Source organism: Halobacillus sp. HZG1 (assembly GCF_035818575.1).
GTDB classification, from domain to species: domain Bacteria; phylum Bacillota; class Bacilli; order Bacillales; family Halobacillaceae; genus Halobacillus; species Halobacillus litoralis.
Genome location: NZ_JAYLVQ010000008.1, coordinates 1 through 13,514, shown reverse-complemented (window position 1 = coordinate 13,514; position 13,514 = coordinate 1). Strand labels below are relative to the sequence as shown.

Below are 13,514 nucleotides of genomic sequence, written 5' to 3'. Positions count from 1 at the left end.
TCTTTGGCTATACTGTAGCATGAGTGGATAGGTTTGAGAAGAAAAACACACGATATATACAAAATCTAATATGTAAATGTTTCATTCTTCCACAAACCGTATTATACTAGAGATAACAGGGATTGGGCGGTTTAACGTTTTTTTGTTTTCTTCTTTAAGTATGAAAGGGGATAGATGCAGATGATGAAGCGTCTACGAAGGAAGCTTAGAAAACGTTGGAAAGATTTCATGAAACGAAAAACATACGCGTAAACCATTGTTTTTGGGTGTACCGAGCACCCGCACATACCATTATCATTCCCATATAGGAAACAATCGTGCTATGATGATGACAGGACAAGAATGTGGAAATTATATCTAGTTAGGAGCGATAGAGTAATGATATTTAAAGTACTTTATCAGGAACTGGCGAGCGAAGTTCCTGTCCGTGAACGTACAGACAGCATGTACGTGGAAGCGGAAACAGAAAGACAAGTTCGTGAAAAGTTAAAAAATGAAGGATTCAATATCGAATATATTCAGGTGCTTGATGAGGATCATCTTGAATATGAAAAGCAATCCGAAGATTTCAAAGTGGAGAATTTTTAACTTATGAAATTCGTAAAAAATGACCAGACAGCCGTATTCGCCCTTGGCGGACTCGGTGAAATTGGTAAAAACACGTACGGAGTACAATTCCAAGACGAAATCATCCTCATTGACGCTGGTATTAAATTCCCGGAAGACGAGCTGCTCGGTATCGACTATGTTATTCCGGATTATACGTACCTCGTCCAAAATCAAGACAAGATCAAAGGGCTGTTCATTACGCACGGTCACGAAGACCACATTGGTGGAATTCCTTACTTGCTTCGTGAAATCAATATCCCAATTTATGCGGGCAAACTGGCGCTCGGCCTGATCCGCAATAAGTTGGATGAACACGGTCTCTTGCGGAATGCGAAACTGAATCCTATTCAGGAAGACGATGTCATCAAATTCCGTAAAACATCCGTATCGTTCTTCCGTACAACGCACAGTATCCCTGATTCCTACGGTGTGGTAGTTAAAACTCCACCAGGAAACGTCGTACACACAGGGGACTTCAAATTCGACTTCACCCCTGTAGGAGAACCAGCCGATCTTGCTAAGATGGCTGAAATCGGTAAAGAAGGCGTGCTTGCCCTATTATCCGATAGTACCAATGCAGAAGTTCCTGGTTTCACTAAGTCCGAACGAATCGTAGGACAGAGTATCGATGACATCTTTTCGCGTATGGATGATGGTCGATTAATCTTTGCAACCTTTGCATCAAACATCCACCGTCTTCAACAAGTGGTGGAATCTGCCGTTAAGAAAGGCCGTAAAGTGGCTGTTTTCGGACGAAGTATGGAATCTTCCATCCGAATCGGTCAGGAACTTGGATATATCCGTGCCCCTAAGGATACATTCATTGATGCCCAGCAGATCAACCGACTTCCAGCAAATGAAGTCGTGATCCTTTGTACAGGCTCACAAGGTGAACCAATGGCTGCCCTGTCACGTATCGCCAACGGTACTCACCGTCAAATTCAAATTCAACCAGGCGACACCGTCGTGTTCTCTTCTTCCCCAATCCCTGGAAACACGATCAGTGTCAGCCGTACGATTAATAAACTCTACCGCGCCGGTGCTGATGTCATCCACGGCCCATTGAATGACATCCACACATCCGGTCACGGTAGCCAGGAAGAAATGAAGCTGATGCTTCGTTTGATCCAACCGAAATTCTTTATGCCGATTCACGGGGAATACCGTATGCTGAAGGAGCACACGAAGCTCAGTCACGATTGTGGCGTCGAGCCTGAGAACTGCTTCGTCATGGATAATGGTGACGTCCTTGCTCTTGGTAAAGAAGAAGCAAGTGTCGCAGGTAAAATCCCGTCCGGGTCTGTCTATGTCGACGGAAGCGGAATTGGTGACATCGGTAACATCGTCCTTCGTGATCGTAGAATTCTTTCTGAAGAAGGTCTTGTCATCGTAGTCGTCAGTATCAATATGAAAGAATTCAAGATCGCATCAGGTCCTGATATCATCTCCCGTGGATTCGTCTACATGAGAGAATCAGAAGACTTGATCAAAGAAGCACAGAATCTCGTCAGCTCCCATGTTGAAAAAGTGATGGAGCGTCGTACGACTCAATGGTCTGAGATCAAAAACGAAATCACAGATACCATTGCTCCGTTCTTGTTTGAAAAGACGAAGCGTCGTCCGATGATCCTTCCAATCATTATGGAAGTGTGATCGTAAAAAATCCCCGCTGGATTTCCAGCGGGGATTTCTTTTTATGTCAGTCGTTTCAATGCTTTTTTCATGTCCGGTAAGTCGAGGTTTCCGGATTCAAAAAATTCTTTGACGATATACTTGGAAAAGTTAACGGCTGACTGATAATCAATCTTCCCAGGGAGTGGCGCCTGGTCTTCAATGACGACATCAATCAGTACAGGTTTTTCGGAAACGAAGGCCTGCTTCATTTTTGTAGAGAGCTCTTCATAGGACTCCACTCGATAGCCTTCTCCCCCACAAGCTTCCGCAAACTTAGCGAAGTCCACTTCTCCCAGGTTTGTCGCATAATTCAAATGCCCCATCTGTTCTTGTTCGTACTTAATCATCCCGATTTTACTATTGTTCAGCACGATCATCTTGATCGGCAGCTCATATTTAACGGCCGTCACAAAATCATGCATCACCATGGAGAATCCACCATCACCCGAAACTCCGATTACCTGCTTGTCCGGATACGCTTTTTTCGCTGCAATCGCTCCAGGAAGTCCACTTCCCATCGTTGCCAACCAGCCAGACAAAACGAACTTTTGGTTCACAAGATGCAGGAAGCGGGAAAGCCATACGGTCACGTTGCCTACGTCGCCAGAGATAATAGCCCCCGGTTCCATATGTTTTTCAAGTTCGTACATCACCTGAGGCGCATGTAATGGGTTCTCTGTGGATCTTTTCTCCTCTTGAAGAGCGATTCTCCAGTCATTCATTTTTTCCTGGTAATACTCGAGGTACTCTCTCTTCTCGACAGGAGCCGTAAGCTTGGCAAGAGCGGCCATTGTTTCTTTACTGTCCCCAGCAAGCCCGACTTCAATGGGATAATACTTCCCAAGGTTTTCAGGCTTATTGTCGATTTGAATGGCTGCGACATCATCAGGTAGGAAATCACGGTATGGAAACTGTGTGCCTACGAGAATCAGCAGGTCCGTTTCCTTCATGGCATGGTAAGCCGGCTTTGTACCGATTTGACCATGCTGTCCGAGGCAGTAGGGATGATTATCAGGAATCACTCCTTTTGCAAGCAGACTTAAAATAATGGGAGCTTTAATCGACTCGGCAAAATCGATCAGTTCATTCGGGGCATTTCTCGTTCCCTGCCCTGCCAAAATGATCGGTTTTTCTGCTTTTTCAATAAGTTGCCTTGCTTCGTTTAATTGTTTTTGTGAAGGGAAAATTTCTGGTCTATAATAATCTCCGGAAGTGAGGCGGACCTCATCTGTCTGCTTGGCCGCGAATAAATCATCAGGGACAATCAGGACAGATACCCCTTTATGTGCGTAGGCTTCTTTAATAGCCTGGTCAAGCAGGTCTGGGAGCTGTGCTTCCGTCTCTGCCCGGCGGTTGAATACCGCGACATCATCGAACATTCTCTCCAGGTTGATTTCCTGGAATGCCCCTGTCCCTACTTCTTCACTATGCACTTGTCCAACAATCGCAAGCACAGGCGCGCTGTCCGCTTTGGCATCATAAAGGCCGTTAAGTAAGTGAACCGCTCCAGGTCCAGCGATAGCGGCTGTAACTCCGATCTTCCCTGTCAATTTAGCATAAGCAGCTGCTGACAAGGCTCCGGTTTCCTCGTGGCGGACTTGGACGAATTCAATTTCATCCTGCCTTTTCCTTAAATCATCGATTAGCTCGTTGATGGAATCTCCCGGCATACCATATATATGATCGACACCCCAATTAATGAGTTGTTGTGTCATGACTTCACCTGTTCGTTTATTGAACATCCAAATCATCCTTTCAAGCTCCATATTATCTTCTATAACCTTTCTTATTTCCTTTTCCCGCTTTTCTTAAACAAAAAGATGGATGAGCAAACCTAATCATCCATGTGCTGCCTATCAGTCTTATCGTTTCTCATTTTCGATCTATTTACTGATGAAATAAAAAAAGCGCTGCGAATGATCATTCGCAGCGCTTTCTGAACTACTTTTTATTCTCCTTGTCTTCCAGTTCAAGTATTTCATTTCCCAGCTGATCAATTTTCTCCTCCAGAGACTTCATAAACAGAATTTTCGAATCCAGTTCTTCTTCGTATTCAAAAGTCTGACCAAGGATCTTTTTCATTTGCTCATCTAAAAAGGTTATCATATCTTCGGAAGCATCTCCTGTTTCATTTGAAAAAGCATGCAAGTATTTTTGATTGAGTTTCACCAGTTTTTCATTCTCAGCCTTCCATTGATGCAAAGACTGTTCTTTTTGCTCCAGTTCCGAGCGGGCGGCAGATAATTTCTTTTCTAACTGCCCTTTCGTCCGCTCCCATTCTTCCTCTTTCTTCTTCCATTGCTGACATTCCTTTTCGTAAACCTGATTGTTCGTCTCGAACTGCTCTTTTTCTTTTTTTAATTTTTGAAGCAATTGGTCATTTACTTTTTGCTGACCCATTAATTTGTCTTTTTCCTGCTTCAATTTTTGAAGCGAATCTTGTAAAGTCGGCAATTTCTGCTCAAACGCTTTACTCGTGGCACTTCGTTTTTCAAGCTCATTTTTTAAATGTCGAATCGTGGCCTGCTGTTCGGACTTTTCTTCTAAAGAATTCTTTAACCTGCTTGCCTGCGATTCATTTTTAGCCAGGAGTTTATTGATTTTTCTATCCTTATCTTCATAGGCAGCTTTCAGTTTTGTATACTCTTCTTTCTCTTTCTCCTGTTTATTCATCAATTCAGCATAGGTTTCTTCTGCCTGATGTAAGGATTTTTTGTACGTATCCATTTGTTTGTCTCTTTCCACTTGTTGAGACTCTAACCCCTGGACCTTTCCATTTAATTCTTCTTTTTCTTGAAGGATCATTTCCATGCTTTCTTTCAACGATTGGTTTTCTCCGGATAGATCAGCCAAGCGTGCCGCATGTGCAGATGCTTTTTCTTCATACTCCTGGATGGATTTTTTCCACTCTATTTTTATCTCATCCAGTTCTTTTTCTTTCTTATGGAGCCGATACTCGACTTGAGTGATCTCTTTTTTAGCTGAGGAAAGGTGTTGGGAAATCTCCGAGAAATTTTTTTGATACCGTTCCGCTTTTTCCCTCCACACAGCCGCTTCCTCTTGTAACGCTTCTTGACGCTTCTGGCTATTGGACAATTGGGATTCTATTCCTTGAATCCTGCGATGAGCTTCCTCTGTGGCTACGCCTTTTTCTTTAATCAGTTCTTCATTCTCCTGCAAGAGTTCAGCATTTTCCTTTTTTAATTTACTTAAAAGAGCATAATGGTAGTTTTCCTGATAATCCTTGACTTTCTCTTTGTATTTGGCGAGTTCTGACTTAAAATGAATGATTTTCTGTTGAAGAACGATTGTGTCTTTTTCCATTTTCATTCCTCCCATCAACAAATCCACTTACTCCTCCAACAAATCAAGAATGTCCTTGAGCTTTTTTTCTTGTTCTTCCATAAGGGACTCCCATTTTTCATTATCTAGAGGAGCGGAAGCCACAGGTTTATTCCAGGAGTGTCCTTGATGGAACATCATCATTATAAATAGCATATGAATGGTCTCCCCATCCAAAAACATGAAACTCTTGCCTGTATCGCCTTCCTTTACTTCTCCCAATTTACGAACCATCCATTGTTTTAGATACTTTTTCATTAAAATTTGGAGTTCCAGGTCATCCACCTCAGCCTTCCCCCTCCCTCACATTCGTTCCACTAACATGAATTTGATTCAAAGAAGGGATGCCATTTTCAAATCCATCCCCATACGTAAAACCTTTCATGCTCTCTGTATAATTCTCTTGAGGTGACCATTTCATTTGGAAATTATTAAACGATAAGAGGTTGCCAGGTTCTATCTGATTCACCTCTATTGGCTTCAACCAAAACTCTTCTTTATCGGATTTTTCATTCATCCTTTCCCAGGCTCCCGGCATGCGCATTTTCATGGTTGAGTCCTTGTAAACATATTTTCCGGAAAAGCGAAGGATGGAAGCTTCTTTAAGCTTCAGGCAGATGTAGGGGTTACGGAAGGGTTCCATTTGATGATTATAGATATGAAAACTTCCAATAAGCATGCTTTCATGAGCTGGGTCGTGGGAAAAATGAATAGAATATGTAAAATAACAGTACGTGGATGGAGCCTGGTGTTTTTTTAGTGCTTGAATCTTCGCTTTAATGGATTGAAGATACTGGTCATTCTTCCTCTTCCATTGTGAGATGTTGTCCTCCACATTGACCACCTCCTCTAGTCTCCATGACTTCCTATTAATGGAGGACCCGCCGTTTGAGGGTTCACCATTTTTTGCAAAAATAAAAAGAGAGGATCAGATCCTCTCTTTTAATCTATGCTTAATACTTAAGCATCATCACCATTGTCGCCATCAACATTTGGGAACAATACAGGGCATTGTGGTGGAATTGTAGGAGTCGGGCAAGGCGGGATAGGAAGAATATCACGCGGTTGGCAGAACTCTGCTACGATTTCAAGTGTGACATCGTATGTGGACTGAATGCTTTGGCATAGACGTACAGTCACATCAACATCAAGCTCGTCGACTTCTGTTCCGTTTTCTACACAGGAAGCTGTGCAAACGAAGCAGCTCAAGTCCGTGTAATCCACATCAATGTCTGTTCCTTCTGGTGCACAAAGAAGGACCTGCTCACAGCGCGTGAATGTAGCGCTTCCAACCTCAACGGTTCCTCCACCTAATTCAGGTGTAAGTTCAACAGAAATGGTCACTTCAAAGTTTTTACGGATGTTGACAAGCTGCAAAGTCAGCAACGTACCATCGACAACAAGTTCCTGATCGACTCGGCCAAGAACCTCGACATCCACAGGCTCCACTTCACATGTTACTGAATCGATGACGATATCATCACATGTCAACTGACCCCCATCTGGACCGACTGGTAGTTCAAGTCCATCGACACTCAAATCGAAAGTCGCTTCATTGATAATCCAATCATAAACTTTTTCTGTGTTGATACATAGGAGCTCCTGGCCCCCAGTAAGATTTTTTGCTTGCATGGTATGCAAACACCTCCGAATAAGATTTTTCTTTCATTCGTAGCATATGAACGGATGTACCGATGGGTCTAGTGCAAATGCTGATATTTCGTACGTTTTAGCATTTTGTGCGAACACCTATAGTAGATTCATGGACATGGATGGCTGTGACTGTCCTTATAAGAAGAAAAATCTAAAATAATCCTTTTTTCAAGGCATACAATGATTAGTACACGAATACAATTGCGGAATTTACGAAATAACCGGCACATATGTCACGTATTGGAAACACAAAAATAGTATATTAATGTGCTTGAAAAGGGTGATGAGTGATGGATCAAAAACGTCCGAACAACTCAAAAGAACTAGAATCTAAACTGGCAAAATTGTCGCTTTATAAAGAGATGCTGCAATCACTACAGAAAACCAATGTCATCGATGACTACCTTCTTATCAAACAAGAATCTCATGATTCTAAGAATCAAACAGAAGGAGTTTTAAAGAAAATGGATGAATACCATTACAACGCCGAGCAGAGATCCCAACAACTCGCTGCTCAAATACAATCCGTGAAGGAAACGGTGAACGGATTGCAAAAAGACATCGACTTTATTAAAGAGAAAATGGACCGTCTTCAAGTTCATGATTTAATGGAGAAAATGAATCGTTTCATGGATAATCAAGGGTCTGCTAAAAAAGCAGAGGAAGTGAACGAAGTCACTCGTTTGACTCAGGAAATCCAGCAGTTGAAGCAGCAAATGCAAACCGTTGAGCATCAGAAAGAAATCCCTGTTGCTGAACACCCTGCGAAGCAAAAAGGAAAAGTTCAAACCTCCGATTTTCGGAAGCTTCAAAATATGCTTCAATCAAAGAGGATCTCACCACAACGAAATGATTACCATCAGCCAATGAGTCACCAACATCCCTATACGTCCTACCAGCAAAACTACTCTGCCAATACACAGGGCTTCCAAGGCCCCTCATCGTTTCCTAAACCGACGAGAGCCAAAGCTGGAAAATCAAAAACTTACGTCAACCCTCAGTTCGACTTCAACCAGCAGACAACGATAAAGGCAAACTCAAAAAAAAACGATAAAGAAACCGCCCACGTCGGAATAAACAAAGAGAAGACCACAAAGAAAACGAATATACAATTTCAATTGATGAAACCAGAATCTGCACAAATGGCCATTTACCATGCAGAAGCACAGAAACCACGTATAAAGAGAAATGAATCGAACAGTGAAAATAATCAAATAGAAACCAAGGATCATTCAAACCTTTCTTCCAGTAATGAATCCATGAAGAAAAAGGAACGATCCCTGCTTTCTATTTTCCAGCGGTGGAACAGCTGATATGAAAATCCTGAAGGACTTATATGATCAGATGATTCACCAAGGTTCTGAAGCTCTCCCGTATGAAACATGTGGTCTACTCAGTGGTGAAGGTCCCAGCGATATTCAAAAGTTATGGCCGTTAGAAAATGAATGGAAGTCGCCTCATCGCTTTTATGTGAGTAAGAAGGTCGTCGAAGAGACATTAGAGAGAATAACAGCAATCAATCAGACGGTGCTGGGCGTTTATCACTCTCACCCAACCACAGCACCGGTTCCTTCCTTTTATGATCTTAAGAATCATCCGGATGATGAGGTTAAAATGCTGATTATCTCTTATAAAACCAGCCCTCCAACGATAAAATGTTATTCCATTAAGAATTTTACTTATGACGAACACCCTTTTTCCATAGAATAAACATCTGCCCTTCCCATTCAACCTTTTTTGATTATAATAAACTATCAAGGTTAAGGAGAGGTAAACGTGAAAGCCAGAAATGTGAAAAGACAAGTTCAAAACAAGCCTTTTATGAGAGCTTCCAACCAACCCATCGTCATTAACACATCTTCCAATAAAACCGTTCGTCCACGTGGCGGATGCTGTGGTAAAAAGAGAACCTAATCCACTCGCCTCCGAATGAGAGGAATTGAGCGTTCTTATTTTATGTATCATAATCCAAAGAGACTCTTTCTCATCTCATGGGATTAAGACATCCCTGGGAATAAGAAGTCTATATGAATAATCCAAATGAATTCTCCATATAAGATGATAAAAAAAGGAAGAAGACGCCATCGGTACACTGCGTCCTCTTCCTTTTCTTTGTCTATTGATTTTGGCAGGAGCCACGGCTTAATCCTCTAATACCAGGTTCTTTTCAAAACGACTGATATCTTTATCCGCACCAATGACGATCAGCACATCACTTTCTCTAATTTCTTCCGTTGCCATTGGGGAGACAATCACATCCTTGTCCCGTTTAATCGCAACGACGTTACATCCATACTCTGCACGGATATCAAGATCCACCAGGGTTTGACCACCCATTTTGCTTCCAGCTTTCACCTCCACGACACTATGGTCATCAGAAAGCTCGATGTAGTCAAGAATGTTATTCGAGATGATGTTATGAGCGATTCGTTTCCCCATATCACGTTCCGGGTGAACGACTTGATCGGCTCCTATTTTATTGAGGATTTTTTCATGGTAATCATTTTGGGCCTTTACCGTAATCATTTTGATGCCCATTTCCTTTAGAATCAATGTCGTCAGCATGCTGGCCTGGATATTGTCCCCTATGGCTACAATGACATGATCGATGTTACGGAACCCAAGCTCCTTCAGTACATACTCATCGGTTGAATCAGCTATGACGGCATGTGAAGCAATATCCCGATATTCGTTTACTTTATCTTCATCAAGGTCAAGAGCAAGTACTTCCATGCCCTCACGGCTCAATTCACGGCAGATGCTGCCCCCGAACCGGCCGAGACCGATGACGGCGAATTCTTTTTTCATACGTCTACCCCCAACTGTCTCGCAAATTCTATGCTTTATTTTATCACATTCACGCTATCACAACATATGAAATCTCTATATTCTTATGAGATCACCCAAGGATGCCTCTATTCCTTAAAGATCGATCCCTGCCCTTTCTCATGAGGACCTGAAATCGATGGGGTCACCCGTTCATTTTTCTTTAGCAGAGCTTTTCATTTTTGCTCCTATTATAAAAGATGGGAGAGCATAAATGATGAAAAAGAAACCAAGAATGCCATAGGCTGCGCCTTCAAAGCCCCTTATGTTAACATAACCGTGATAAAAAAGTATGGCAGCAGCAATTGTTAACAAGCTTCCGGGTAACATCCTGCCCCATAGGGAAAAGCCCTTTTTACTGAACAACCACGAGAGTGTTAATCCTATGATTCCTGGTACTAAAGATACGAGGAAAGGTCCATAAAGCATCATAAGAGCATCTCCTTTTCATTAGGATTTGAGTTCTCTACTAAAACCGGTTATAGAAACCTTATACGATACGAAAGCGATTTTGTTTCAAAAGAACACTTTTTTAAAAACAAAAAGCATAGAGTCCGTAGACTCTACGCTTTTCATATCGTACGTTTATTTTTTCCCTTTTACATAGTCTGCATCGAAAAGGAAGAGTCTCATTAACAGGAAAAGTGATGGGATCAACAATAACAGTCCTGCAATAAAAACGATCACTAAAGCGATAGCCATAGAGTCGTTGGTCACGCCACTGGTAATGGTAACGTAAGGATAAAGCAAATACGGTAAATGAGAGGCTCCATATCCGAAGAAGGCGATGAAAAATTGAATCATGACAGCAATAAAGGCCCATCCATAATACTTCCCTTGATAGACGAGAAAGACAGCAATCATGAAAAAGGCTACCGAGATTCCGAATACCCACCATAATTCAATGGCTCTTTGAAAATGATCCATATTCTGCTGACTGAGTGCTATGAATGTCGTAAGACTGGCAATGATCGTCGGAGAACTCCAGAATAACGCGTATTTTCTAAGGATTTCAAGCGCCGGCTGATCTCCTGCCCGGTTGGCATAGTAGGCAAGAAACATGGCGCTGATATAAAGGACACTGACAATAGCTAGAAAAACAACACTCCAGGAATATGGACTTGAGATTAATTCTCCGTAAAGGAGTTGGACACCATTAGACGTCTCTTCAATATATCCACCTTCGGATATCGTTAACGCCGTAGAAAGAGAAGCCGGGATGAGCAAACCTGTCGCTCCATACAGGAACATATAAAGAGAATTATCTTTCGAGCCATAGTTTTCAAATGCATAAAAGGATCCTCTGATCGCGAGCAGGACAATAGCGATACTGCCAGGAATCAAAAGCGTTTGTCCAAAATAGTAGGCCATGTCCGGAAAAAAACCAACGAGTCCTACAAAAAAGAAGACAAAGAAGACGTTGGTCACTTCCCACACAGGGGATAAATACCGGGAAATCAGCTGATTGATCAAATGGTCTTTCTTCGTCAATCGTGCATAATAGGCAAAGAAACCAGCACCGAAGTCAACGGAAGCAACGATCAAATATCCATAAAGAAAGAGCCAGAGAACGGTAATTCCTATCAATTCATAACTCATGAGTCACCCTCCCTGCTTGCAGCGGCTGTCTGAGGATAACGGTGTTCCAATTCCAATTCAGCCGGTTTTCCTTTGAAGATTTTCCGTAAAGTCATAAGACATCCCATAGCGAGCACGAGGTACACCGCCGCGAAAAGAATGAACATCGAGAATACATACGGAGAGGTTGTCGCACCTTCTGCAACGGTCATGAATCCACGTAAAATCCATGGTTGGCGACCTACTTCTGCATAAATCCAGCCAAACTCAATCGCAAACATGGTCAGAGGACCTGTAGCTACAATGCCCCATAAAAGGAGCGGGTTGTATTCGTTCCATCTTTTAAACTTCCAAAAAATGAGGAAGAGAAGTGAAATGCCGAGTGTGTAGAATCCGATGCTGACCATGAGGTCGAACATGTAGTGGATCCATAGAGGCGGTCGTTCCTCTTCCGGTGTTTCATTTAACCCTTCAACCTCTGCATTAAAGTCGCCGTGAGCAAGGAAACTCAACGCATTCGGGATCCGAATCGCATTTTCTACTTCATTGTTCTCATTCAGCGTACCAAAGACAACTAGGTCCGCCCCTTCCTCTGTTTCAAAATGCCACTCCCCTGCTGCCAATTTTTCCGGCTGGTATTCAGCAAGGAATTTAGCAGAAAAGTCGCCGGCAACAGCTGTCAGAATCGCAAATAGAAACGTCATCGTAACCGTAAGCTTCAACGCTTTTTTATGATATAACGACCCTTTTTTCACGAGAATAATGAAGGCCGCAATACCTGCAAGTACAGCAGCGGCTGTTAAATAGGAAGAGGATATCACGTGAAACACTTTCGTCGGGGTGGCAGGGTTGAACATTGCTGCTATGGGGTCAACCGCTGTAAAGCGTCCATCCTCCATTTCGAAACCCTGAGGTGTGTTCATAAAAGAATTGACTGTGGTAATGAAAAAAGCGGACAACGTCCCACCGATGACCACAGGTATAGATAAGATCCAATGATAGATTGGCTTCTTAAACCGATCCCACGTATATAAATAAATGCCAAGGAAAATCGCTTCAAAGAAAAACGCGAACGTTTCCATGAAAAGCGGCAACGCAATGACATTCCCTGCCAACTGCATAAAACTTGGCCAAATTAATGATAACTGCAGGCCGATCGCGGTACCTGTTACTACTCCGACAGCTACAGTAATTGTATAGCCGCGGGCCCACCTGCGGGCAAGCAATGTATAGTGTGGATCTTTTTTCTTAATTCCGATGAGCTCGGCAATCGATATGAGTACAGGAACACCGACACCAAGCGTCGCAAAAATCGCATGGAAAAGCAGTGTCATAGCTGTAAGCGCCCGGCTCAATTCAACGGTTTCAAAACCAAACATCTTTCTTCCCCCTAACTAAAATCGGTCATACTACCGTTAGTATAAAGCTTGAAAACGGTTCATGGTCAGATGGTTGTTGACGATTTTGTGACATCCTTCACAAAGTGTCTATTATATGAAAATATTACCCTAACATCTTCCTAGTGTCGAACATTATGCCTATTTCTCCTCTTCCCCATTGCTACAACCATGTAACTTAAGAATAGCAATTACAAACACACTCCTTCTTACTATAGCTCCCTTTAGTGGAAGACTCAGTTTCGAGACTTTTGTTGAGTGGATGGGGGCTGCGGGGAATAGCTCGCTTTCCGCGGGAGCGCGGTGAGCCTCCTCGGACTGCGTCCTGTGGGGTCTCACCAAGCACTTTTTTCCCGCAGGAGTCTCGCCATTCCCCTCCGCCCTTTGCCATATAAGTATCTCGAAACCACTTCCAGGAAAGGGAAGCTTTTACTC

General features: G+C 42.7%; 14 protein-coding genes. 5 read left to right on the top strand and 9 right to left on the bottom strand.

All coding sequences use genetic code 11. The annotated features are described in order from the left end of the window. The first annotated feature begins 378 nt into the window (after nucleotides 1–378). Together VKA52_RS00390 and rnjA are read left to right on the top strand one after the other, a co-directional pair. Entirely contained in the window at nucleotides 379–588 is a 210-nt protein-coding gene (locus tag VKA52_RS00390; protein ID WP_160912697.1) for a DNA-dependent RNA polymerase subunit epsilon, read from the top strand. 3 nt (nucleotides 589–591) lie between these two features. After that, complete coding sequence (rnjA, locus tag VKA52_RS00385) at nucleotides 592–2,262, top strand: ribonuclease J1 (RefSeq protein ID WP_160912931.1); 1,671 nt, start codon at nucleotides 592–594, stop codon at nucleotides 2,260–2,262. Between the two features lie 41 nt (nucleotides 2,263–2,303). Here rnjA and VKA52_RS00380 read toward each other — a convergent pair whose 3' ends face one another. The 5 genes from VKA52_RS00380 to VKA52_RS00360 form a co-directional block, all read right to left on the bottom strand. After that, complete coding sequence (locus VKA52_RS00380; RefSeq protein WP_326313831.1) at nucleotides 2,304–4,025, bottom strand: pyruvate oxidase; 1,722 nt, start codon at nucleotides 4,023–4,025, stop codon at nucleotides 2,304–2,306. Between the two features lie 199 nt (nucleotides 4,026–4,224). Then, nucleotides 4,225–5,607 carry a hypothetical protein gene (locus VKA52_RS00375; RefSeq protein WP_326313820.1) on the bottom strand — a complete coding sequence of 461 codons (1,383 nt, stop codon included), beginning with the start codon at nucleotides 5,605–5,607 and terminating at the stop codon, nucleotides 4,225–4,227. A 27-nt stretch (nucleotides 5,608–5,634) separates the two neighbouring features. Continuing rightward, nucleotides 5,635–5,883, bottom strand: coding sequence for a hypothetical protein (locus tag VKA52_RS00370; RefSeq protein ID WP_326313819.1), 249 nt, complete (start codon nucleotides 5,881–5,883; stop codon nucleotides 5,635–5,637). Between the two features lie 28 nt (nucleotides 5,884–5,911). Further along, nucleotides 5,912–6,460 carry a hypothetical protein gene (locus tag VKA52_RS00365; RefSeq protein ID WP_326313818.1) on the bottom strand — a complete coding sequence of 183 codons (549 nt, stop codon included), beginning with the start codon at nucleotides 6,458–6,460 and terminating at the stop codon, nucleotides 5,912–5,914. A gap of 125 nt (nucleotides 6,461–6,585) precedes the next feature. Continuing rightward, entirely contained in the window at nucleotides 6,586–7,257 is a 672-nt protein-coding gene (locus VKA52_RS00360) for a hypothetical protein (RefSeq protein WP_326313817.1), read from the bottom strand. Nucleotides 7,258–7,568: 311 nt separating this feature from the next. Here VKA52_RS00360 and VKA52_RS00355 point away from each other — a divergent pair, with 311 nt between their 5' ends. From VKA52_RS00355 to VKA52_RS00345, 3 genes are all read left to right on the top strand, one after another. Next, nucleotides 7,569–8,591: a hypothetical protein gene (locus tag VKA52_RS00355; RefSeq protein WP_326313816.1), complete on the top strand. Its 1,023-nt coding sequence runs from the start codon at nucleotides 7,569–7,571 to the stop codon at nucleotides 8,589–8,591. A 1-nt stretch (nucleotide 8,592) separates the two neighbouring features. Continuing rightward, nucleotides 8,593–8,988 carry a M67 family metallopeptidase gene (locus VKA52_RS00350; RefSeq protein WP_326313815.1) on the top strand — a complete coding sequence of 132 codons (396 nt, stop codon included), beginning with the start codon at nucleotides 8,593–8,595 and terminating at the stop codon, nucleotides 8,986–8,988. 66 nt (nucleotides 8,989–9,054) lie between these two features. Next, entirely contained in the window at nucleotides 9,055–9,192 is a 138-nt protein-coding gene (locus VKA52_RS00345; protein WP_326313814.1) for a hypothetical protein, read from the top strand. 228 nt (nucleotides 9,193–9,420) lie between these two features. On the opposite strand, the gene VKA52_RS00340 is transcribed toward VKA52_RS00345, so the two are convergent. The 4 genes from VKA52_RS00340 to VKA52_RS00325 all read right to left on the bottom strand — a co-directional run bounded on the left by VKA52_RS00340 (nucleotide 9,421) and on the right by VKA52_RS00325 (nucleotide 13,061). Next, nucleotides 9,421–10,086 carry a potassium channel family protein gene (locus VKA52_RS00340; protein ID WP_326313813.1) on the bottom strand — a complete coding sequence of 222 codons (666 nt, stop codon included), beginning with the start codon at nucleotides 10,084–10,086 and terminating at the stop codon, nucleotides 9,421–9,423. A gap of 171 nt (nucleotides 10,087–10,257) precedes the next feature. Further along, nucleotides 10,258–10,536 carry a YesK family protein gene (locus VKA52_RS00335; protein WP_326313812.1) on the bottom strand — a complete coding sequence of 93 codons (279 nt, stop codon included), beginning with the start codon at nucleotides 10,534–10,536 and terminating at the stop codon, nucleotides 10,258–10,260. Nucleotides 10,537–10,689: 153 nt separating this feature from the next. Next, nucleotides 10,690–11,703, bottom strand: a complete 1,014-nt coding sequence (locus VKA52_RS00330; protein ID WP_326313811.1) for a cytochrome d ubiquinol oxidase subunit II — start codon at nucleotides 11,701–11,703, stop codon at nucleotides 10,690–10,692. Beyond that, nucleotides 11,700–13,061 carry a cytochrome ubiquinol oxidase subunit I gene (locus tag VKA52_RS00325; protein WP_160912908.1) on the bottom strand — a complete coding sequence of 454 codons (1,362 nt, stop codon included), beginning with the start codon at nucleotides 13,059–13,061 and terminating at the stop codon, nucleotides 11,700–11,702. The genes VKA52_RS00330 and VKA52_RS00325 overlap by 4 nt, the downstream gene beginning before the upstream one ends. Between the last annotated feature and the right edge of the window lie 453 nt (nucleotides 13,062–13,514).